Genomic DNA, 20,617 nt, shown 5'->3' with positions numbered 1-20,617 from the left:
GCGTAACCCGGCCGCCCTCGGAGCGACACTGGAGTCCACGGCGCGTCGCGGCCCTAGAGTCGGCCCATGACGGACGACAGCACGCGGGATGCCCTCCTCGCGGCGGCCGAGGCACGGGCGGAGGCCGCGGAGGCGCGGGCGCAGGCCGCGCTCGCACGGGCCGAGGCCGCGGAGGCGAGGGCCGAGGCCGTGCGCCTCGCGGCCGAGACCGTGGCTCCCCCGACGGACGAAGCGGCGAGCACCCGGGCCGACGGCGCCGCGACGCCGGAGCTCGCCCCGGACGCCCCGTCCGACTGGGCGGGCACGGTCGCGGAGGCCTACGCGGCCCAGGGCGCGGTCCTCCCCCTCGGCGCGCTCGTCGAGGACGGCGCCGCGACGGCGTCGGCGCAGGTCGGGCTCCCGCTGCGGATGATGAACCGGCACGGCCTCGTCGCCGGCGCGACCGGCACGGGCAAGACCAAGACCCTCCAGGTCATGGCCGAGGGCCTGTCGGCCGCCGGGGTCCCGGTGTTCGTCGCGGACATCAAGGGCGACCTCTCGGGCCTCGCGGCGCCCGGCACCCCGAGCGAGGCGCTCGCCGCGCGCACCACGAGCATCGGCCAGCCGTGGGCGGCGTCGCGCTTCCCGGTCGAGCTCTACACGCTGGGCGGACTCGGCACGGGCATCCCGATCCGCACGACCGTGACCGACTTCGGCCCCCTGCTCCTGTCGAAGGTCCTGGGCCTCAACGCGACCCAGGAGTCGAGCCTCGGCCTCGTCTTCCACTGGGCCGACACGCAGGGCCTCGGCCTGCTCGACCTCAAGGACCTGCGCGCCACGATCGCCTTCCTGCTCTCGGACGAGGGCAAGGCGGAGCTCAAGGGCATCGGCGGGCTCTCCGCCGCGACCGCGGGCGTCATCCTGCGCGAGATCGTCGCGCTCCAGGCCCAGGGTGCCGACGTCTTCTTCGGCGAGCCGGCGTTCTCGACCGCCGACCTGCTGCGCACGGCGCCCGACGGCCGCGGCATGATCTCGGCGCTCGAGCTGCCCGACGTCCAGGACCGCCCCGCGCTGTTCTCGACGTTCCTCATGTGGCTCCTCGCCGACCTCTTCTCCGAGCTGCCGGAGGTGGGCGACGTCGACCGGCCCCGCCTGGTCTTCTTCTTCGACGAGGCGCACCTGCTGTTCACGGACGCGTCCGACGACTTCCTCACCCAGGTCACGCAGACCGTGCGCCTCGTGCGCTCCAAGGGGGTCGGCGTCTTCTTCGTCACGCAGACGCCCAAGGACGTGCCGGCCGACGTCCTCGCGCAGCTCGGCAACCGGGTCCAGCACGCGCTGCGCGCCCACACGCCCGACGACGCACGCGCCCTGCGCGCCACGGCGCGCACCTTCCCGCACTCGGACTACGACCTCGAGGAGCTGCTCACGACGCTCGGCACCGGCGAGGCGCTCGTCACCGTCCTGTCCGAGAAGGGCGCCCCGACGCCCGTCGCCTGGACGCGGCTGCGCGCACCCCTCTCGTCCATGGCGCCGCTCCCGGCCGACGCGATGACCGCCCTCGTGGCCGCCTCGCCGCTCGCCCCGCGCTACGCCGAGGCCGTCGACCGGGAGTCGGCCTACGAGCTGCTGTCGGCGCGCGCCGCGCAGGCCGAGGAGGACGCCGCGCGCGCGGAGGCGGATGAGGCCGCGGCGGAGGAGGCCGAGGCAGCCCGCAGGGAGGCCGAGCGGTCGGCCGCCGCGGCGCGCAAGGAGGCCGAGCGCCAGGAGCGCGAGCTGCGCCGCATCGAGGAGCGCATGTCGCGACCCGCGCCCCGCACGCGATCGCGCGCCGGGAGCCCGCTGGACTCCTTCCTGCGCTCGGCCGGCACCGCGCTGGGGCGCGAGATCACGCGCTCGGTGTTCGGCACGCGCCGACGCTGAGCCCGCACCGCGTCCGCCGGCGCCGGCGCGTCAGCCGAGCACGACGACGCGCACGGCCGCGGCCGCGCGCGGGCTGAGGCCCCCGGGCGCCGCGACGACGTCGTCGAGCCCCACGCCGAGCGCGGCGCACTCGCGCAGCACGTCCGGGTCCTCGTCGTCGATGCGCGCGACGCGCACGTGCACTCCCGCCGGCACGGTCGCGAGCAGCACCGCGTCGGGCCGCGCGACCGTGCCGTCCGCGCGCGGGACGGGGTCGCCGTGCGGGTCGCGGACCGGGTGGCCGAGGAGCGCGTCCAGCCGCTCCACGAAGAGGTCCGACACGGCGTGCTCGAGCACCTCGGCCTCGTCGTGGACCTCGTCCCACGCGTACCCGAGGTGCTCGACGAGCCACGTCTCGACGAGCCGGTGGCGCCGCACCATCCGGACCGCGAGCGCGCGGCCCTCGGCCGTGAGCCGGACCGAGCCGTACCGCTCGTGCTCGACCCAGCCGCGCGCGACGAGGCGTCCGAGCGTCTCGGACACCGACGGCAGGCCGACGCCCAGGCGCCGGGCGAGCATCGAGGTGGTCACGGGCTCGTCGGACCACTCCCCCAGGTTCCAGACGACCTTGAGGTAGTCCTCGGCGACGGGCGTGAGGCCCGGCACCCGCCCGCCGCGCTGGCCCGCCCCGGGCCCGGTCCGTGCCGTCCGGGGGCTCACGCGACCGCCTCGAGGCGGCGTGCGCGCACCCGCGACCACGCCCACGCGAGCCCGAACGCGACCCCCTGCCACACGACGACGAGGCCCGCCGAGGCGGCGTCGAGCAGGTAGCTCGTCCAGATGCCGACGACGGCGCACACGGCGGCGACCACGGGCGCGACGACCAGCATGCGGTCGATGCGGTCGGTGAGCAGCGAGGCCGTCGCGCCGGGCGTGATGAGCATGGCGACGGCGAGCACGACGCCGACGGCCTGGAGCGCCACCACGACGGTGAGCGCGAGCAGGCCGAGCAGCAGGACGCGCGTGCGCCGCACGTCCATCCCGACGACGTGGGCGTGCACCCGGTCGAAGGCGTAGAGCGTGAAGTCGCGGCGCAGCAGGACGAGCACCGCGAACGCGACCGCAGCGAGCACGAGCACCTGGACGATGTCGACGTCGGAGACCCCGAGCACGTTGCCGAAGAGGATGTGCGAGAGGTCGATCTGGCTCGGCGTCGTCGAGACGAGGACCACCCCGACCGCGAACACGGTCGTGAACACGACGCCGATCGCGGCGTCCTCCTTGAGCCGCGTCGACTCGCGGACGGTCCCGATGAGCGCGACCGCGCCGACGCCGAAGACGAACGCACCGACCGCGAACGGCGCGCCGACCAGGTAGGACAGCACGACCCCGGGCAGGACGGCGTGCGAGACGGCGTCGCCCATGAGTGACCAGCCGATGAGCACGAGCCAGCAGCTGAGCAGCGCGCACACGACCGACGCGACGAGCGTCACGAGCAGCGCCCGCTGCATGAAGGCGAACTGCCACGGCTCGGCCAGCAGCTCCCACCAGCTCATCGCGCGCTCCCGGTCGGGTCGAGGCCGAACGCCCGGGCGAGGTTCTCGGGCGTGACGACGTCGGCCGTGGGGCCGGACGCCAGGACGGTGCGGTGCAGCAGGACCGCCGTGCGGCACAGGTCGGGCAGCGTGCGGAGGTCGTGCGACGAGACGACGACGGTCACGCCGTCGGCCACGAGCTCGTGCAGCACGGCGGTGACCGCCGCGGTCGACACGACGTCGAGCCCGGTGAACGGCTCGTCGAGCAGGAGCAGGCGCGCGCCCTGGGCGAGCGCCCGCGCGAGCAGGACGCGCTGGCGCTGCCCGCCCGAGAGCCGCCCGATCCGGCGCCCCGCGAGGTCGGCGAGGCCCACGCGGTCGAGCGCGGCGTCCACCGCGGCGCGGTCGGCGCGCTGGGGGCGCCGCCACGACGCGCCGCGGTGGTAGCGGCCCATGAGGACGACGTCGTGCACGACGACCGGGAAGTCCTTGTCGATCTGGTCGACCTGGGGCACGTACCCGACGAGGCCCTCACGGCGTGCCTCGTCGGGCGTGCGCCCGAGCACGCGGACCGACCCCCGGCGCGGCCGCACGAGGCCCGCGCACGCCTGGAGGAGCGTCGACTTGCCCGACCCGTTCATGCCCACGAGGCCGCACGCCTGCGCCGGCTCGACGGCGAGCGTCACGGCGTCGAGCGCCAGCACGTCGCGGTAGCGCACGGTGAGGTCGGTCACCTCGAGGGCGTGGCCGGGGTCCGGCCGGAGGGACGCGTCGTTCACGGCGCTGCTCCCGTCAGTCCCGCGACGACGACGTCGACGTCGTGCCGGAGCAGGTCGAGGTACGTGGGCACGGGGCCGCCGGGCTCGGAGAGCGAGTCGACGTAGAGCGTGCCGCCGAACCGCGCGCCCGTCTCCCGCGCCACCTGCTGCTGGGCGGTGGGCGAGACGGTCGACTCGCAGAACACCGCGGGCACGTCCGCGTCCCGCACGCGCAGGACGACGGCGGCCACCTGCCGCGGCGTGCCCTGCCGCTCGGCGTTGACCGGCCAGAGGTAGGCCTCGTCGAGGCCGGCGTCGCGCGCGAGGTACGAGAACGCCCCCTCGCACGTCACGAGCATCCGCTGGTCGTCCTCGAGCGCCTCGAGCCGGCCCACGAGCTCGGCGTGCAGCGCCTCGAGCTCGGCCGTGTACGCGGCGGCGCGCGCCGCGAAGGCGTCGGCGTGGGCCGGCGCGAGGTCGGTGAGCGCGGCGCGCACGGCCTCGACGTACGCCCGTCCCGTGGCGGGCGACATCCACGCGTGGGGGTTGGCGTGCTCGCTGCCCGCGATGGCGAGGGGCTCGACGTCGTCCGTGAGGAGGACGGTCGGGATGTCGAGCGGCGCGACGAGGCCGTCGAGCCACGCCTCGAGACCCAGGCCGTTGGCGAGGAGCAGGTCCGCCTCGGCGGCGCGGCGCAGGTCGTCCGGGGTGGGCTCGTAACCGTGGATCTCGGTGCCGACGCCGGTGAGCGACTCGACGCGCACGTCCGGTCCGGCGACGACCTGGGCGATGTCGGCGAGCACCGTGAACGTCGCCAGGACGACGGGGCGCGGGTCCGGGGCCGCCTCGGCGCGCGGGGCGCACGCGGCGAGTCCCGCGGCGAGCGCCACGGCCCCCGACGCCGCCGCGACCCGCGGGGCCCACCGGAAGTTCGGCACACCGAACTCTAGGCCGCGCCGTCCGCTCGGGGCCAGCGGGCCGGGACCGCCCGGGAGCGGCCCCTCAGCGCACGAGCACCAGCAGCAGCTCCACGGCGCCCGCCGGCTCCACCGTGACGAAGCCGAGGTCGGGCGCCTCCAGGCCGAACGCCTCGAGCGTCACGGGTACCTGGCCCGCGACCTCGATCCCGTCCGCCGTGCGCTGGATCTGCAGCTCGGCGGTGACCGCCTGGCTCACGCCGTGGAAGGTCAGCGTGCCCGTGGCCGCCACGGCGACCGGCCCGACGGCGGTCCCGACCGCGCTGACGTCCACGGGCGCGGAGAGCACGAACGTCGCCTCGGGGAACGTCGTCGTGTCGAGCGCGCGCCGGAAGAACGCGTCCCGGGCCGACTCGTCGGTCGTGATCGACGCGGTGTCGACGACGACCGTCGCCTCGGTGAGCTGCCCCGCCGCGACGGTCGCCGAGCCGGTCACCTCCTCCGTGCGCCCGACGACCGTGACCTGCTCGCCCGAGAGGACCTCGCCCAGGCGGTACCCCGCCGCGGACCCGGCGCCCACCTGCCACGCCCCCTCGACGTCGAGGGTGGCCGGCGGGGCGTCGGCGTCGGCCGTGGGCGTCGCGGTCGGCGTCGTGAGCGTCAGCGGCGCGCGCGCGTCCGGCGCCAGGACGCGCGCGTAGAACCAGGGCCCACCCACGATGAGCCCGACGGCCACGACGACGGCGACGAGCGTCGTGACGAGCCAGCGCCGGCGGTGCTCGGGCGGGAGCTGGGGTGCGGGCGGCGGCGCGGCCGCTCCGCGCGACCCGCCGGGGCCGGCCGTCACGCGCCGCCCCCGCGTCGGCGCAGCGCGACGGCGAGCGCGAGGCCGCCCAGCGCGACGACGACCACGCCCGCCCACAGCCACGGGAGAGGGTCGACCTCGACGTCGGGCTCGTCGGTGGCCGCGGCGTCCGACGGCTCGGGCGCGGGCTCGGCGCTCGGCGCCTCGGTGGGGGTGACCGGCTCGCCGGTGGGCGCCGTCGTGGGCCCGGCGGTCGGCGCCGCGGCCGGGACGTCGAGCGTGAAGCCGAACGTCCCCTCGAGCACGTGCCCGTCCGACGACGGCGCGCGCCACGCGACCGTCCAGGCGCCCGTGGGCATGCCCGGTCGCAGCGCCTGCGTCACCGTCGTGCCCTCGACCGCCGGCTCCCCCTCGGACCACGACGCGCCGTCCGGGCCGGTGACCACGACCGCGGCACCGCCCACGCCGGCGAGCGGCTCCGCCGAGAACGTCAGCGTGACCTGCGACGGGATCGCGGTGAGCACCGCGCCGTCGGCCGGGTCGCTGGCGACGAGCTGGTCGTGCGCTGCCGCAGGGGCGGCGACGAGCGGGGCGGCGAGCGCCGCGAGGAGCGTCGCGAGCACGGCGGCGACGGCGGCCCGCCGCGCCGGTGCGCGGTGCCAGGTCGGTCCCCGGACCCCTCGTGCGACGACGGGTCCCCGGACGACCTGCTGCACCACGACTCTCCTCCCGGACGCGCCTGGCGGGACCGCTCCCGCCGCTCGACGGCGGCACCTACCGTACGCCGCGCGCGGCCGCGCCCCCGACAGCCACCCGGCCGGGGACCGAGGGTCACCCGTCCGTGCGACGCGCCGGAGCTCCGATCGCCGCCCGTCAGCGCGCCCCGGCGCGCGGCGCGTCCACGTCGTCGGCCACGGGCCACGCGACCGCGAAGCCGACCTGCACCTCGCCCGTCGGCATGACGCGCACGAGCCGCTGGTCGAGGACCGACCGCGTCGCGGGGTCCCAGCGCAGCACCGTCATCTCGGCCACGCCGTTGAGCGGTCCGATCGTCGCCTGCCCGAGGGCGGCGCCCGCCGTGCTGCTGCTCACGTAGCGCACGCCCTCGCCGAAGCGGACGGGCCCGATCCGCCGGTGCTGGTGCCCGGACACCTGGGCGGGGGCGCACCCCTCCTCGAGCGCGAGGTTCCCGACGTTCGGGTTGTGCACGAGGAGCAGGTCGACGCCCTCCTCGTCGGCGCACGCCACGTCCGCGAGGCGCCGCGCGGCGGCGCCGATCGACTCCTCGCCCACGGGCACGGTGCCGACGCCGATGCGGGTCGCGTTCGGGTCGCTGTCACCGAGGATGCGCAGGCCCCCCACCTCGACGACCTCGCCGTCGAGCACGCGCGCGCCGGCACGGCGCTCCTGGGCGCTCGTCTGCTCGCTGTCGTGGTTGCCGTCCGCGACGACCATGACGGCGTCGCCGGGCACGGCGTCGACGAACGCCTCGACGCAGTACTCCTCGACCGCGGTGCCGTTGACCGTCGTGTCCCCCGCGTTGACGACCACCTGCGCCCCGGACAGCTCGGCCGCGGCGCGGATGACGCGCGCCATGCCGACGTTGCAGTGCAGATCGCTCACCACGAGGAGCACGACCGGCTCGGGCGCGTCCTCGCGCTCGCGGTCCGGCGCCACCGTCGGGCCGGCCGGTGCCGTGCCGTCGTCGGCGGGTCCCTCGTCGGCCGGCTCGTCGGCAGGGTCCTCGTCGGCGGCGCCGCCAGTCGCCACCGCGGACGGCGTCGGCGGGGGTCCGGCGGTCTCCCCCGGCGCAGGGTCCGTGGCGGACGGTGCCGGCGCGCCGTCGGTCCCGAGCAGCGCCTCACGCGCCGCCGCGAGCGCGACGTCGCTCTCCTCGCGTTCGGCCCACGCCTCGCGCAGGGTGGCCGTCGCACCGTCGTAGAAGGCCTCGTTCTCGCGGTACGCGTCGACGACGTAGCCGCCGTAGGTGTCGATGACGCCCGCGAGGCGACCCGTGATGCGGGCGCCCTCCAGGGGCGTCCCGTCGAACACCCGGGACGCGGCCGCCGACGTCGTGTCGTCGAGCGCGCGCTCGCCGCTCGCGGTGAGCGTCCCCGTCACGAGCATCGCGACCGCCGTCGCGCCGGCCGCGACGCCCGTGTAGGGGCGCGCGGTCTCCAGCAGCTCGCCGCGGCGCGCCGGCCCGAGCGCCGCGCGCACCAGCCAGGAGCCGAGCGCGAGCGCGACCATCGCGAGAGCGGCACGCCGCGCAGCGTCCAGCACGAGCCGCTCGACGGCGGTCTCGATGGCCGCACCGGGCGCGCTGAAGAACTGCACGTACCCGCGAAGGTCGCCGCCGAGGGCCTCGAGCGTGTCCGCGGGCTCGACCGACGTCACCTCGCGCGGGATCTCGTGGACGACCACGCGCGCCCCGAGCGCGAGCGGCAGGGGCGAGTCCGTCACGAGCGTGCCGAGCGGGCCGAGGTCGATCGTCACGTCCCCGTCGACCGTGACCTCGTACCGCGCGAGGTGCGGGCCGAGGGTCGCCTCGGCCGACGCCGTCGCGACGCCCCACGCGGCCGAGGGCACGAGCAGCGCCAGCAGCAGCCCGAACCACCGCAGGACCCGGCGCGTGCGGCTGCGGGGTGCGCGCGTCCCGGTCCGGGGCGGCTGCGTCTGCGGCGGCTGCGTCTGCGGCGGCTCGGTCGTCATGGCGTCCCTAGCCTCGTCGATCCGGCGCCGCCGGGGCCACCGGTCCGCGCGGCGACGTTCGCTGTGGGCGAACGCGCTCAGGAGTCCGCGGTCCGCCCGGCGTTGCGCTCGTCGCGCCACGCGAGCCAGTCGCCGAGCCGGCCGAGGTCGTAGTCCGGGCCGCTGACGTCGACGGTGAAGAGCGTCACGCCGAGGTCGAGCATCGCCTGCGCCTGCGCGCCCGGGCTGCCCTCACCCCCGACCCCGACGGAGCGCTCGATCTCCGCGGGGTCGCGCCCGACGGCGGCGCAGTGCCGGTCGAGGACCGCGGACTTGTGGGCGATGGTCTCCGCGTCGCCGAACGCGTGCCACACCGTCGCGTGCTCGGCGACGACGCGCAGCGTCTTCCGCTCGCCCCCGCCGCCGATGAGGACGGGGATGTCGCGCGTGGGCGCGGGGTTGAGCGCCGCCCAGCGGGCGCGGATGCGGCGCATGCCGTCGGCCAGGTCGGCGATCCGCGAGCCCGCGGTGCCGAACGCGTACCCGTACTCGTCGTAGTCGCGCTCGAACCACCCCGCGCCGATGCCGAGGATGAGCCGGCCGTCGCTGATGTGGTCGACGGTCCGCGCCATGTCCGCGAGCAGGTCCGGGTTCCGGTAGCTGTTGCAGGTCACGAGCGCGCCGAGCTCGAGGCGCTCGGTGGCCTCCGCCCACGCGGCCAGCATGGTCCAGCACTCGAAGTGCTTGCCGTCCGGCGGGCCGTAGAGCGGGAAGAAGTGGTCCCAGTTGAACGCGATGTCGGCACCCGCCTCCTCGACGGCGGCGACGGCGCGACGGATGGCCGCGTAGTCGGCGTGCTGGGGCTGGATCTGGACACCGATGCGGATGGGCCTCGACATGCCCCGACCCTAGGCGGCGTCGTGGGCGCGGGGCGCGTCGTGCCCGACCGCCGGACGCTCGTGCCGACGTCGGCGCAGTCGCCGTCGCACGAACACGCCCAGCGCGACGGCGATCGCCGCGTAGACGACGTAGTTGATGACGTCGCTGTACGTGCCGATCTGCGTCCACCGCCCGCCGAGCACGTAGCCGAGGCCGACGAGCACGCCGTTGTAGACGGCGCTCCCGACCGCCGTGAGGACGACGAAGAGCCCCGGCGACATGCGCTCGACGCCCGCAGGCACCGAGACGAGGCTGCGCACGACGGGGATCGCGCGCCCGGTGAGCACGGCGGTCCGCCCGTGCCGCCGGAACCAGTCGTCGGCGCGGTCGAGGTCGTGCGGCTCGACGAGCGGCAGCCGGTCGGCCAGGCGCTTGAGGCGGTCGAGCCCGAGGCGCGCACCCGCCCAGTACAGGACGAGAGCGCCGACGACGGAGCCGACCGTCGCGGCGACGACCGCGAGGAGGAGCGACATGCGCCCCTGGCCGGCGAGCAGGCCGGCGACGGGCAGGACGACCTCGCTCGGGATCGGAGGGAAGATCGTCTCGAGCGCGACCATCGCGCCGACCCCCCAGGGGCCGAGCGTGGCGATCGTGTCGGCGACCCACCCGGCGAGGCCGGTGAGGTCGGCGGGGTCGGCGGTCGTCACGGGTCCCATGCGATCACGTGACCGGCTCGCGTGCGCGTCGGCGCTCGCCGCGCGCACGCGGCCGCCGACGGCGAGCATGGGGGCGACCGGACCGAGGGAGGACCGATGAGCGAGGAACCCGTGCGCGCCCAGCTCGGCCACCCGGCCGAGGCCGAGGTGCCCCGGCACGTCGGCGAGCCGGGGCGCGAGGACCCGCGGACGACCGAGGAGACCGCCGCCTACGAGCTCGCGGTCGAGGACGGGCGTCCGCTGCCCCCGGAGGAGGCACGCGGCCTCGGCGGTGGTGACGCGCCCGAGCCGGGGCCGCTGTTCCGCGAGCCCGGCGCCTGACGCTGTGCCGCGACCTCCGCGAACGCGGGGTGTCTCCGCGGGGCCCACGTGCCCACGTCGTCCACTCACACCGAGAGGCCGCTTCCCCGACGGGGAGACGGCCTCCGACCTTCACCACCGGTGGAGCTGAGGGGACTCGAACCCCTGACCCCCTGCATGCCATGCAGGTGCGCTACCAGCTGCGCCACAGCCCCGGTGCCCCTGAGGGCTCGTGCAGTCTAGGCGAACCAGGGCCCGCAGAGCCAATCCGCGCCCGGCCTCCGCGGCGTGACCAGCGCCACACCGCCGCCACCGGAGCGGGTCACGACCGCAGCGCGTCGGCCGTGCTGCTGGGCATCGCGTCGGCGGGCACGCCCGCGTTCCAGTCGTCGACCGCGACGGCCGGGCCGAGGTTGTGCGACTCGACGTACCAGGCGGGGCCGATGTCGCGGTGGCTGGCCCGCAGCAGCGACCAGTGGGCGTTGTGCAGGCCGCCCAGGCCGCGCCACGTCGCCGGGTCGAGCCCGAGCAGCTCGACGAGGCCGAGGGTGATCGCGGCGCCGTGCGAGACGACGACGAGCGTGCCGCCGTCCTCGACGGCCGCCGCGTGCTCGGTGACCGCCTCGACCATGCGGCGCGCGACCTCGCCGCGGCTCTCGGCGCCCGCGCGCTGGGGGTCCTTGCCCGCGCGCCAGACGGCGTACGCGTCGGGCCAGCGCTCCTCGATCTCGGCCGCGGTCAGCCCCTCCCAGGCGCCGAACCCGCGCTCGCGCAGCCGCGGGTCGACGTCGACCGCCATGCCCGTGAGCTCCGCCAGGGCGCCGGCGGTCTGGACCGCGCGCCCGAGGTCGGACGCGATGATCCGGCTCGGCGTGTGACGCTGCGCGAGGTGCTGCGCGGCCTCGGCGACCTGCCACGCGCCGACGTCGTCGAGCGGGATGTCGGTGTGGCCCTGGAGGCGCGCGGCGGCGTTGAACGCCGTCCGGCCGTGCCGCCACAGGACGACGGCGCGGGCCGCCATCAGCCGGCCAGCCCGTCCCCGCCCCGCGCGTCCGCGGGGAGCTCGACGACGGGGCAGTCCGCCCACAGCCGCTCGAGCGCGTAGTAGGTGCGGTCGTCGGCGTGCTGGACGTGCACGACGACGTCCCCGAAGTCGAGCAGCACCCAGCGCGCCTCGCGCACGCCCTCGCGGCGGATCGCCTTGACGCCCTTGCGGTGCAGGGACTCCTCGACGGCGTCGACGATCGCGGAGACCTGCCGCTCGTTGGTCGCCGACGCGATGAGGAACACGTCCGTGAGGACGAGCCGCTCGCTCACGTCGAGCGCGATGATCTCCTCGGCCTTGAGGTCGGACGCGGCGCGCGCGGCCGCGATCGCGATGTCGAGGGCACGGTCGGAGGCGGTCACAGATCCCCTGTCGGGTCGTCGGGGCCGGCCGCGACGTCCGCGACCGGGTCGGAGGGCGTGCTGCTCGACGACGCGGGAGCCTGCCCGGTGCCGCCGTCGGCCGGCGGGCTGTCGCGCATCACGACCATGAAGATGAGCATGCCGAGCACGAAGGCGACCACCACGAGCACGATCATGTGCAGCCACGTGTAGGGGTGGGCGCGCACGGTCTCGTGCTCCGCGGCCTCCGGCGCCTCGTCCTCGGGCTCGTCGCGCGACGACGCCGCGGGGGCGTCGGGCGTCGGCGTCCAGGAGCTCGAGGTCGGCGCGACCGTGCTCCAGCGCGGCGCCTCGGCCGCCCGCTCGGCGCCGGGGCGAGCGGCAGGTCCGGCCGCGGGCCGGGCGTCGGACGGGCTCGCGGGCGTCGGCAGGGTCATCGAGCCGAAGGTGTCGCCCGCACGCAGGGGGCGGCCCGCCGGCACGAGCGCGATCGCGCCCGGCTGGGGGGCGGCCGCCGACGCGGCGCGCTGCTCGGGCCGGCCGGGCGTCGTCCCGCCGGGGCGGCCGTCGCCGGCGGCGGGGAGCTGGACGGTCGGGTGGTCCGCCACCGCGCCCGCGCCGAACGACCCCGGGGTCCGGGCCGCGGGGGCGGCCGGCGCCGCACCGGCACCGGCACCGCGGGGGACGGCGGGCGGCGCGGACGGGGTCCACGCGCCCGTCGACGCGGTCGCGCCTGCAGGCGACGAGGCTCCGGGCCTCACCGGGGCGCCGGTCGGCGCGGCCGACGCGGCCGCCGGCGCCGCGCCGGGGGCGCGCGACGAACCCGCGGTCCACGGACGGGCGAGCGGCGCCTCGGGCTCCTCGTCGGGCACGGGACGGTGCGGCGCGCCCTGCCGAGGTCCGGGGACGCCCGTGAGGTGCCCGGAGGCGCCCCCCCGCGGGCCGGAGCCCGCGGGCGCGGCGTGCCACGGGGTCTGCGGCACCGGGCCGCCCTGCGCCTGGGGCGCGGACGGCTGCGCCGGACCGCTCGTCCCGGGGTGTGCGGACGGCTGCGCCGGGCCGCTCGGGCCCGCGGGCGCGCCGGGTCCGGTGGCGGCGCCCGTCCCGGTGGGTGCCTGAGGGCCGGGGGCGGCCTGGTGCGGGGGTGCGCCGGCCCGGCCGGCGGCAGCGCGCAGCGCGGCCTCCTGGGTGGCCCGCTCCCGGGCCGTGGTGGGGCGAGGGCCGGGTGCGGTCGGGCGGTCGGCAGGTGCCGGCTCCGACCCGCGCGGGCGACGTCGAGCCGCCGCGCGCTCCTCCTCCGGTGCCGGCGCCTCGTCGGACCCGGGCATGTGCTCGCGCAGCGTGGTTCCCGCGGGGTCCCGTGCCTCCTCGGCGGCACGCGCGCGCGCGGCGCGCTCCTGCGCCGTCCGCTCCTGCTCGGCGCGCCGCTGCGCCTGGGCACGCTCGGCGCTCCGGCGAGCGGCCTCCTCACGCTCGGCCTGCGCCCGCGCCGCCTGGGCGCGGACAGCGGCGGCACGCGCCTGCGGCGTCAGGGCGGCTCCGGACGACGCCGTCGGCCGCGGGGTCGCGATGCCGTGGCCCGGCCGGACGTCGGTCCCGTCGTCGGACGTGGGCTCGACGTCGGTGAGGCCGCCCGACGCGGACACGCGCCGGATGCCCCCCGTCAGCGCGGGCGGCTGCACCTCGGGCGTCGGCCGCGCCGGGACGGCGGGCGTCGACCGGGGCGGCACGGCCTCGCCGGTCGCCGCGGCGCGCAGCTCGCGCCGCGAGAGCGGGCGGGACGCCGCAGGCCGGCTCGCCGGGGCGGCGGGCGCCTCCGGAGCCGGAGCGGGGGTGGGGGCGGGAGTCACGGCGAGTGCCGGCGCGGGGGTCGGGGCGGGTGCCGGCGCGCGCACCACGGGCGGGGTCGGCGCCTGGACGGCGGCGGACGCGGCGGGCGGACGTGCAGCAGCGCCGGCCGTCGGGGCTGCCGAGGCCGCCGCGGCCGCCTCGGCCCGCTCGCGGAGCTCGCGCCGCGACAGCGGACGCTCCGCGGGCGCGGGCTGATGGGCGGGCGCAGCCGACGTCGTCGACGGCGCCGAGACCTCCTCGCCGCTCGACGGCCCGGACGGCCCGGACTGCTCGGCGGCCTGCTGCGCCGCGAGCGCCCGCAGGCGCTCCTCCTCGCGCCGGCGGCGGCGCTCGCCCCACTCGGCGGACGTCTGCTCACTCATCGTGACCCCGGTAGAGCCCGTGCTTCGCGATGTACTGGACGACGCCGTCGGGCACGAGGTACCAGACGGGCTCGCCCGCGTGCGCCCGGTGACGGCAGTCGGTGGAGGAGATCGCGAGCGCGGGGACCTCGAGCTGCGTCACGGCGCCCTCGGGGATCCCGGCGAGCGTCATGGCGTGCCCGGGCCGCGTGACCGCGACGAAGTGCGCCATCGACCAGAGCGCGTCGACGTCCTTCCACGTGAAGATCTGCTCGATCGCGTCCGCGCCCGTGATGAAGAACAGGTCGGCGTCGGGACGCTCGCTGCGCAGGTCGCGCAGCGTGTCGACCGTGTAGGTCAGCCCGGGCCGGTCGACGTCGACGCGGCTCACGGTGAAGCGCGGGTTCGACGCGGTCGCGATGACTGTCATGAGGTACCGGTGCTCCGCCGCGGTCACCTCGCGGTCCTGCTTGAGGGACGGGCGACCGGTCGGGACGAACACGACCTCGTCGAGCCGCAGGTCGGCTGCGGCCTCGCTCGCGGCGACCAGGTGGCCGTGGTGGATGGGGTCGAACGTCCCGCCCATCACCCCGATCCTGGGCCGTTGGTCAGTCATCCCCTGCTGGTCCTCCGGGTGCGTCGACGGATGTGGCCGTGCGTGCGTGCGGTCAGTGGCGCGTGCCGACGCTGCGGAAGGCGTAGGTCACGGCGAGCAGGACGACGAGCGCGCCGAACGCGACGAGGCCGAAGACCTCGGGGGCCACCTGGGCGGCCTCGGCCGTCTCCTCCGCGGCGAGCAGGGCAGCGTGCACGTCGACCTCCAGCTGTCGGTGCTTCTCGGTTACGTCTCGGTCCGTCCGGCGCGGGGCCCTCGCGGGTCCCGGCGGTGCCCGCGCGCGGTCGTCGGCGAGCCGCGGACCGGCGCAGAGCGGGCCTCCAGTGTCGCACGACTCCCCGCGGGGCAGGGCCTGCGCGGGGCCGGACGGGTGACCTCAGGGCCGGACGTGCCCGTCCCCCTCGACGACCCACCGCGTCGTCGTGAGCTCCGCGAGCCCCATGGGGCCGCGCGCGTGCATCTTCTGGGTCGAGATCCCGATCTCGGCACCGAGCCCCAGCTGACCGCCGTCGGTGAACCGGGTCGACGCGTTGACCATGACCGCGGCGGAGTCGACCTCGGCGACGAACCGCCGCGAGGCGGCCAGGTCGTTGGTGACGATCGCCTCGGTGTGGCCCGACGACCACGTGCGGATGTGCTCGAGCGCGTCGTCGAGCGTGTCCACCACGCGCACCGCGAGGTCGAGCGAGAGGTACTCGGTCGCCCAGTCCTCGTCGGTCGCGGGCACGACGTCGACGCCCGCCGGCGCGAGGGCCGCGGTCCGCTCGTCCCCGTGCACGACGACGCCGGCGCCGGCCAGCGCGGCGAGCGCCGAGGGCAGGAAGCCGGGCGCGGCGTCGGCGTGCACGAGGAGCGTCTCGGCCGCGTTGCACACGCCGACGCGCTGCGTCTTGGAGTTGAGCAGGATCGGCAGGGCCATCGCCGGGTCCGCGGCGGCGTCGACGTACACGTGGCAGTTGCCGACGCCGGTCTCGACGACCGGGACGGTCGCCTCACGCACCACGGTCTGGATGAGGTCCGCGCCGCCGCGCGGCACGAGGAGGTCCACCAGGCCGCGCGCGTGCATGAGCGCGACGGCGCCCGCCCGACCGTGCTCGTCGATCGACTGGACCGCGTCCGCGGGCAGGCCGACCGAGCGCAGCGCCTGGCCGAGGACCTCGACGACCACCGTGTTGGAGCTCGACGCGGCCGAGCCGCCGCGCAGGATCGCCGCGTTGCCGCTCTTGAGCGCGAGGCCCGCGGCGTCGACCGTGACGTTGGGCCGCGCCTCGTAGATCATGCCCACGACGCCGAGCGGCACGCGCACCTGGCGCAGCCGCAGCCCGTTGGGCAGCGTCGAGCCGCGCACCACCTCGCCGACGGGGTCCGGCAGAGCGGCGAGCTCGCGGAGCGCGTCGGCGATGGCCGCGACGCGGTCGGGCGTGAGCGTGAGCCGGTCGAGCAGACCGGCGGACAGCCCGCCCGCCTCGCCCCGCTCGAGGTCGACGGCGTTGGCGGAGACGATCTCGGGAGTCGCGGCCACGAGCGCGTCGGCCATCGCGTGCAGGGCGGCGTCCTTGAGCGAGCGCGGGGCGGTCGCCAGGGCTCGGGCGGCGACCTGCGCGCGCCGCGCGACGGACCGCACGGCCTCCTCGACGTCGACGCCGGAGGCCTCGGGGACGGACGGGGGCGCTGCGAGGCTCATGGCCGCAGGATAGTCGCGTGGAGTGGTTCGACGCGGAGGGCTGGACCGTCGCGCGCACCGTGGCGCAACGGGGCGTCGCCGCCGTCTACGTCGTCGCGTTCGTCGCGGTCCTGCGTCAGTTCCGCCCGCTGCTCGGCGAGCACGGCCTGCTGCCGGTGCCGGCGTTCGTGGCGCGCGTGCCGTGGCGCAGCGCCCCGAGCCTCTTCCACCGGCGGTACTCGGACCGCCTCCTCGTGGTGGTCGGGTGGACCGGTCTCGTGCTCGCCCTGAGCGTCGTCGTCGGCCTGCCTCAGCAGGGCCCGCCGTGGGTCCCCCTGCTCGTGTTCCTCGCGCTGTTCGGCCTCTACCTCTCGGTCGTCAACGTCGGCCAGGTCTTCTACGGGTTCGGCTGGGAGTCGCTCCTGCTCGAGGCGGGGTTCCTGTGCGCCTTCCTGGGCTCGGACCGCGTCGCGCCGCCGGTCACCGTCCTCGCGCTGCTGTGGTGGCTCGTGCTTCGCCTCGAGCTCGGCGCGGGCCTCATCAAGTGGCGCGGCGACCGCGCGTGGCGCGACCTCACGGCGCTCTACTACCACCACGAGACCCAGCCGATGCCGAACCCGCTGAGCCGCTGGTTCCACCTGCTGCCGAGGCCGCTGCACCGGGTCGAGGTCGCCGCGAACCACGTGACCCAGCTCCTCGTGCCGTTCCTGCTGCTCGCCCCCGGCCCGGTGGCCAGCGCCGGCGCGGCGATCATGGTCGTGACCCAGGCGTGGCTCGTGCTCTCCGGCAACTTCGCCTGGCTCAACGGGCTGACGATGGTGCTCGCCTTCTCGGCGGTCGACGACGCCTCGCTCGCGTGGCTCCTCGGGCTCCTCGGCGCCGACGTCGACCCGGCGTCCTGGTCCGCAGGGACGGAGCCCGCGCCCGCGTGGTTCGTCGTCGTCGTGCTCGCGGTGAGCGCGTGGCTCGTCGTGCTGAGCCGGCACCCGCTGCGCAACCTCGTCTCGCGCCGCCAGCTCATGAACGCCTCGTTCAACGCCTGGCACCTGGTGAACGCCTACGGCGCGTTCGGCAGCATCACGCGCCGCCGCGTCGAGGTGGTCGTCGAGGGCACGCTCGACGAGGACCCGGACGACGCCGCCTGGCGCGAGTACGAGTTCCGGGGCAAGCCGGGCGACGTCCGGCGCGTGCCGCCCCAGTACGCGCCGTACCACCTGCGCCTCGACTGGGGGATGTGGTTCCTCGGGCTCGGGTCCTCGGCGCAGATGCGCTGGTTCGTGCCCTTCCTCGCCCGGCTGCTCGAGGCGGACGCGCCGACGCTGCGCCTGCTGCGCCGGGACCCGTTCGACGGGCGGCCCGCGCGGTGGGTGCGCGCGCGGCTGTACCACTACCGCTTCGCCACGCGCGAGGAGCGGCGGTCCACCGGCCAGTGGTGGGTCCGGTCCGACGAGGGCCTGCTCGTCGACGTCCACGACCTGCGGTCGCTGCGCCGCTACCTCTGACCGCGGGCGTCAGCGGTGGCGGACGAGCACGATGTCGTCGCGGTGCACGACCTCGCGGTCGTAGCCCGCACCCAGGCGCTCGCGCAGCTCGTGCGTCGAGCGGCCGAGCAGGTCCGGCAGCTCCGCCGCACCGAAGGCGACGAGCCCGCGCGCGACCACGGCGCCCTCGGTCGACACGAGCTCGACCGGGTCCCCCGCCTCGAAGTCGCCCGTGACGTGCGTGATCCCCGCGGGCAGCAGCGAGGTGCGGCGCTCGACGACCGCGCGCACCGCGCCGTCGTCCAGCACGAGCCGGCCCTGCGTGCTCGCGGCGTGCTCGAGCCAGAGCATGCGCGTGGAGCGGCGGCGGCCGGTCGCCGCGAACCACGTCCCGACCGGCTCACCGGCGAGCGCCTGCGCGGCCTGCGCGGCGGACGTGAGGACGACCGGCACGCCCGAGCCGGTCGCGATCCGGACCGAGGCGAGCTTGGTCACCATGCCGCCGGTGCCGACGGCGCTCCCCCGCACGCTGACGTCGACGCCGTCGAGGTCGGCCGCGCTGCGCACCTCCGTGATCCGGCGCGCGCCGGGACGCGACGGCGGGCCGTCGTAGAGCGCGTCGACGTCCGTGAGCAGGACCATCGCGTCGGCCCGCACGAGGTGGGACACGAGCGCGGCGAGCCGGTCGTTGTCGCCGAAGCGGATCTCGTCGGTCGCGACCGTGTCGTTCTCGTTGACGATGGGCACGACGCCGAGCCCGAGCAGCCGGTCCAGCGCCCGCTGCGCGTTGCGGTAGTGCCCGCGGCGGACGGTGTCCTCCGCGGTGAGGAGCACCTGGCCGACCCGCAGGCCGTGCGCGGCGAACGCCTCCGTGTAGCGCGCGACCAGGAGGCCCTGGCCGACCGAGGCCGTCGCCTGGGCCGTCGCGAGGTCCCGGGGCCGCGTCGCCAGGCCCAGCGGGGCGAGGCCCGCGGCGATGGCGCCGGACGTCACGAGCACGACCTGACCGCCCGCGGCGCGCCGCGCGGCGATCACCGCGACGAGCGCCCGCAGCGCCTCGACGTCGAGGTGCCCGTCGCCGCCCGTGAGGGACGACGAGCCGACCTTGACGACCACCCGGTCCGCCGAGGCGACGGCCGCCCGGTCGGCGCCGGGCTCGTGGCGCGCGGACCCGCTCACCGTCGGCTCACGCGTCCGAGCCCGGGTCCGCCCAGTGGCCGGCCTCGCGCTCGGTCCACAGCTCCGAGCGCGCCTCCGCCTTGGCGTCCATCCGGTCCTTGTACTGCTCGCGCTTCGCCGCGCGCGTCGGCCGCGCGTGGTCCTCGAGCCGCAGGTCCGTGCCACGCGGGCCGCCGAGCAGCTCGGACCCCGTCAGCAGCGTCGGCTCCCAGTCGAAGACGACCCCGCCGTCCTCCGGTCCGATGACGACCTCGGCGCCGGGCGTCGCTCCCTCCGCGAACAGCCGCTCCTCGACGCCGAGGCGCGCGAGCCGGTCCGCGAGGTAGCCCACGGCCTCGTCGTTCGTGAAGTCGGTCTGCCGGACCCAGCGCTGCGGCTTGGTGCCGAGCACCTGGAAGAACACGCGGCCGCCGCTCTCCTTGCGGGTCACGGTGAAGCCGGCGTCGTCCACGGCCTTGGGACGCAGCACGACGCGCGCCGGCACGACCGCCGCGGCCGCCGCGCGCGCCCGGCTCACGAGCTCGGCGAGCGCGAACGTCAGCGGCCGCAGGCCCTCGTGGCTCGCGGTCGAGATCTCGAGCACGGTGAGACCGCGCGCCTCGAGCTCGGGGCGCACGAGCTCGGCGAGCTCCCGCGCCTCGGGCACGTCGATCTTGTTGAGGACGACGACGCGCGGGCGCTCGGTGAGCGGCACCTCGCCGCCGCGGATCTCGAGGTCGCTCGCGTACGCCGCGAGCTCGGCCTCGATGACGTCGAGGTCGCTGATCGGGTCGCGGTCCGGCTCGAGCGTCGCGCAGTCGAGGACGTGCACGAGGACGGCGCAGCGCTCGATGTGGCGCAGGAACTCCAGGCCCAGGCCCTTGCCCTGGCTCGCGCCCGGGATGAGCCCGGGGACGTCCGCCACGGTGAACCGCGCCGACCCCGCCTGGACGACGCCGAGGTTCGGCACGAGCGTCGTGAAGGGGTAGTCGGCGATCTTGGGCCGCGCGGCCGAGATCGCGGCGACGAGGCTCGACTTGCCGGCGCTCGGGTACCCGACGAGCGCGACGTCGGCGATGGTCTTGAGCTCGAGCACGACGTCACGGCTCTCGCCCGGCTCGCCGAGCAGCGCGAAACCGGGCGCCTTGCGGCGCGGCGAGGACAGCGCGGCGTTGCCGAGCCCGCCCCGGCCGCCCGCGGCGACGACGAACCGGGCGCCCTCGCCGACGAGGTCCGCGAGGACCTCGCCGTCGGTGGACTTCACGACGGTGCCGTCGGGCACCGGCAGGACGAGGTCCTGGCCCGTGCCGCCCTGGCGGTCGTCGCCCATGCCCTGGCTGCCCGACGGCGCGTGCCGGTGCGGCGAGTGGTGGTAGTCCAGGAGGGTCGTCACCTGGTGGTCGACGACGAGGACGACGTCGCCGCCGTCACCGCCGTTGCCGCCGTCGGGGCCCGCCAGGGGCTTGAACTTCTCACGGCGGATGGAGGCGCACCCGTGGCCGCCGTCACCTCCCGTCGCGTGCAGGACGACGCGGTCGACGAACGATGCCACGGCGCTCTCCTCTCGGTCGGGGTGGTGCGGGGGTGTGACGCACGAAGGGGCGCACCGTTCTCCGGTGCGCCCCTTCGCGTGGTGTGC

20 protein-coding genes and 1 tRNA gene are annotated in these 20,617 nt (G+C 76.8%); 3 read left to right on the top strand and 18 right to left on the bottom strand.

The annotated features are described in order from the left end of the window. Positions 1 to 66: 66 nt before the first annotated feature. Positions 67 to 1,902 carry a helicase HerA-like domain-containing protein gene (locus JIG38_RS18320; RefSeq protein WP_199425157.1) on the top strand — a complete coding sequence of 612 codons (1,836 nt, stop codon included), beginning with the start codon at positions 67 to 69 and terminating at the stop codon, positions 1,900 to 1,902. A gap of 30 nt (positions 1,903 to 1,932) precedes the next feature. Here JIG38_RS18320 and JIG38_RS18315 read toward each other — a convergent pair whose 3' ends face one another. From JIG38_RS18315 to JIG38_RS18275, 9 genes are all read right to left on the bottom strand, one after another. Beyond that, positions 1,933 to 2,547, bottom strand: a complete 615-nt coding sequence (locus JIG38_RS18315; RefSeq protein WP_199425163.1) for a metal-dependent transcriptional regulator — start codon at positions 2,545 to 2,547, stop codon at positions 1,933 to 1,935. Positions 2,548 to 2,597: 50 nt separating this feature from the next. Then, entirely contained in the window at positions 2,598 to 3,437 is an 840-nt protein-coding gene (locus JIG38_RS18310) for a metal ABC transporter permease (RefSeq protein WP_199425156.1), read from the bottom strand. Beyond that, positions 3,434 to 4,195 carry a metal ABC transporter ATP-binding protein gene (locus JIG38_RS18305; protein WP_199425155.1) on the bottom strand — a complete coding sequence of 254 codons (762 nt, stop codon included), beginning with the start codon at positions 4,193 to 4,195 and terminating at the stop codon, positions 3,434 to 3,436. Before JIG38_RS18305 ends, JIG38_RS18310 begins: the two co-directional genes overlap by 4 nt. After that, on the bottom strand, positions 4,192 to 5,112 hold the full coding sequence (locus tag JIG38_RS18300) for a metal ABC transporter solute-binding protein, Zn/Mn family (RefSeq protein ID WP_199425154.1): 921 nt from the start codon (positions 5,110 to 5,112) through the stop codon (positions 4,192 to 4,194). The genes JIG38_RS18305 and JIG38_RS18300 overlap by 4 nt, the downstream gene beginning before the upstream one ends. Before the next feature lie 64 nt (positions 5,113 to 5,176). After that, positions 5,177 to 5,938: a YceI family protein gene (locus tag JIG38_RS21165; RefSeq protein WP_199425153.1), complete on the bottom strand. Its 762-nt coding sequence runs from the start codon at positions 5,936 to 5,938 to the stop codon at positions 5,177 to 5,179. After that, on the bottom strand, positions 5,935 to 6,615 hold the full coding sequence (locus tag JIG38_RS18290; protein WP_199425152.1) for a copper resistance CopC family protein: 681 nt from the start codon (positions 6,613 to 6,615) through the stop codon (positions 5,935 to 5,937). Before JIG38_RS18290 ends, JIG38_RS21165 begins: the two co-directional genes overlap by 4 nt. A gap of 154 nt (positions 6,616 to 6,769) precedes the next feature. Further along, the gene (locus JIG38_RS20470) at positions 6,770 to 8,608 is read right to left on the bottom strand and encodes a metallophosphoesterase family protein (protein ID WP_233405246.1); all 1,839 of its coding nucleotides are present in this window, start codon (positions 8,606 to 8,608) and stop codon (positions 6,770 to 6,772) included. A gap of 77 nt (positions 8,609 to 8,685) precedes the next feature. Then, positions 8,686 to 9,486, bottom strand: coding sequence for an LLM class F420-dependent oxidoreductase (locus JIG38_RS18280; RefSeq protein ID WP_199425151.1), 801 nt, complete (start codon positions 9,484 to 9,486; stop codon positions 8,686 to 8,688). 9 nt (positions 9,487 to 9,495) lie between these two features. Next, complete coding sequence (locus JIG38_RS18275) at positions 9,496 to 10,182, bottom strand: DedA family protein (RefSeq protein WP_199425150.1); 687 nt, start codon at positions 10,180 to 10,182, stop codon at positions 9,496 to 9,498. A 96-nt stretch (positions 10,183 to 10,278) separates the two neighbouring features. Between JIG38_RS18275 and JIG38_RS18270 the strand changes: the two genes are divergently transcribed. After that, positions 10,279 to 10,503 (top strand): hypothetical protein, encoded by a 225-nt coding sequence (locus JIG38_RS18270; RefSeq protein ID WP_199425149.1) that lies wholly within the window; start codon positions 10,279 to 10,281, stop codon positions 10,501 to 10,503. Between the two features lie 121 nt (positions 10,504 to 10,624). Here the strand turns inward: JIG38_RS18270 and JIG38_RS18265 are convergent. The 7 genes from JIG38_RS18265 to JIG38_RS18235 form a co-directional block, all read right to left on the bottom strand. After that, a tRNA-Ala gene (locus JIG38_RS18265) sits at positions 10,625 to 10,697 on the bottom strand. Positions 10,698 to 10,804: 107 nt separating this feature from the next. Continuing rightward, on the bottom strand, positions 10,805 to 11,503 hold the full coding sequence (locus JIG38_RS18260) for a histidine phosphatase family protein (protein WP_199425148.1): 699 nt from the start codon (positions 11,501 to 11,503) through the stop codon (positions 10,805 to 10,807). Further along, positions 11,503 to 11,889, bottom strand: coding sequence for a ribosome silencing factor (gene rsfS, locus JIG38_RS18255; RefSeq protein WP_199425147.1), 387 nt, complete (start codon positions 11,887 to 11,889; stop codon positions 11,503 to 11,505). The genes JIG38_RS18260 and rsfS overlap by 1 nt, the downstream gene beginning before the upstream one ends. Then, the gene (locus JIG38_RS18250) at positions 11,886 to 14,081 is read right to left on the bottom strand and encodes a hypothetical protein (RefSeq protein WP_199425146.1); all 2,196 of its coding nucleotides are present in this window, start codon (positions 14,079 to 14,081) and stop codon (positions 11,886 to 11,888) included. Before JIG38_RS18250 ends, rsfS begins: the two co-directional genes overlap by 4 nt. Beyond that, a complete protein-coding gene (gene nadD / locus JIG38_RS18245) occupies positions 14,074 to 14,676 on the bottom strand; it encodes a nicotinate-nucleotide adenylyltransferase (RefSeq protein ID WP_199425145.1) in 603 nt (200 codons plus the stop codon). The genes JIG38_RS18250 and nadD overlap by 8 nt, the downstream gene beginning before the upstream one ends. A 52-nt stretch (positions 14,677 to 14,728) precedes the next feature. Next, positions 14,729 to 14,872, bottom strand: a complete 144-nt coding sequence (locus tag JIG38_RS18240; protein WP_199425144.1) for a hypothetical protein — start codon at positions 14,870 to 14,872, stop codon at positions 14,729 to 14,731. 180 nt (positions 14,873 to 15,052) lie between these two features. Continuing rightward, positions 15,053 to 16,360: a glutamate-5-semialdehyde dehydrogenase gene (locus JIG38_RS18235; RefSeq protein ID WP_199425143.1), complete on the bottom strand. Its 1,308-nt coding sequence runs from the start codon at positions 16,358 to 16,360 to the stop codon at positions 15,053 to 15,055. 17 nt (positions 16,361 to 16,377) lie between these two features. Here JIG38_RS18235 and JIG38_RS18230 point away from each other — a divergent pair, with 17 nt between their 5' ends. Further along, entirely contained in the window at positions 16,378 to 17,841 is a 1,464-nt protein-coding gene (locus tag JIG38_RS18230; RefSeq protein ID WP_199425142.1) for a lipase maturation factor family protein, read from the top strand. A gap of 9 nt (positions 17,842 to 17,850) precedes the next feature. Here JIG38_RS18230 and proB read toward each other — a convergent pair whose 3' ends face one another. Together proB and obgE are read right to left on the bottom strand one after the other, a co-directional pair. Next, a complete protein-coding gene (gene proB, locus JIG38_RS18225; protein WP_199425141.1) occupies positions 17,851 to 18,999 on the bottom strand; it encodes a glutamate 5-kinase in 1,149 nt (382 codons plus the stop codon). Between the two features lie 7 nt (positions 19,000 to 19,006). After that, positions 19,007 to 20,530 carry a GTPase ObgE gene (gene obgE, locus JIG38_RS18220; protein WP_199425140.1) on the bottom strand — a complete coding sequence of 508 codons (1,524 nt, stop codon included), beginning with the start codon at positions 20,528 to 20,530 and terminating at the stop codon, positions 19,007 to 19,009. Positions 20,531 to 20,617: the final 87 nt, after the last annotated feature.

The sequence above is a fragment of the Actinotalea solisilvae genome (assembly GCF_016464425.1).
Lineage (GTDB): Bacteria > Actinomycetota > Actinomycetes > Actinomycetales > Cellulomonadaceae > Actinotalea > Actinotalea solisilvae.
The sequence above is the reverse complement of the archived record's forward strand: the minus strand, read 5'-3'. Positions and strand labels throughout refer to the sequence as shown.

Bases quoted from the DNA above. Each gene is read 5' to 3' on its own strand.
- JIG38_RS18320 (WP_199425157.1), top strand. From the start codon at position 67: ATGACGGACGACAGCACGCGGGATGCCCTCCTCGCGGCGGCCGAGGCA.
- JIG38_RS18310 (WP_199425156.1), bottom strand. From the start codon at position 3,437: ATGAGCTGGTGGGAGCTGCTGGCCGAGCCGTGGCAGTTCGCCTTCATG.
- JIG38_RS20470 (WP_233405246.1), bottom strand. From the start codon at position 8,608: ATGACGACCGAGCCGCCGCAGACGCAGCCGCCGCAGACGCAGCCGCCC.
- JIG38_RS18280 (WP_199425151.1), bottom strand. From the start codon at position 9,486: ATGTCGAGGCCCATCCGCATCGGTGTCCAGATCCAGCCCCAGCACGCC.
- JIG38_RS18275 (WP_199425150.1), bottom strand. From the start codon at position 10,182: ATGGGACCCGTGACGACCGCCGACCCCGCCGACCTCACCGGCCTCGCC.
- JIG38_RS18270 (WP_199425149.1), top strand. From the start codon at position 10,279: ATGAGCGAGGAACCCGTGCGCGCCCAGCTCGGCCACCCGGCCGAGGCC.
- JIG38_RS18260 (WP_199425148.1), bottom strand. From the start codon at position 11,503: ATGGCGGCCCGCGCCGTCGTCCTGTGGCGGCACGGCCGGACGGCGTTC.
- JIG38_RS18250 (WP_199425146.1), bottom strand. From the start codon at position 14,081: ATGAGTGAGCAGACGTCCGCCGAGTGGGGCGAGCGCCGCCGCCGGCGC.
- nadD (WP_199425145.1), bottom strand. From the start codon at position 14,676: ATGACTGACCAACGGCCCAGGATCGGGGTGATGGGCGGGACGTTCGAC.
- JIG38_RS18235 (WP_199425143.1), bottom strand. From the start codon at position 16,360: ATGAGCCTCGCAGCGCCCCCGTCCGTCCCCGAGGCCTCCGGCGTCGAC.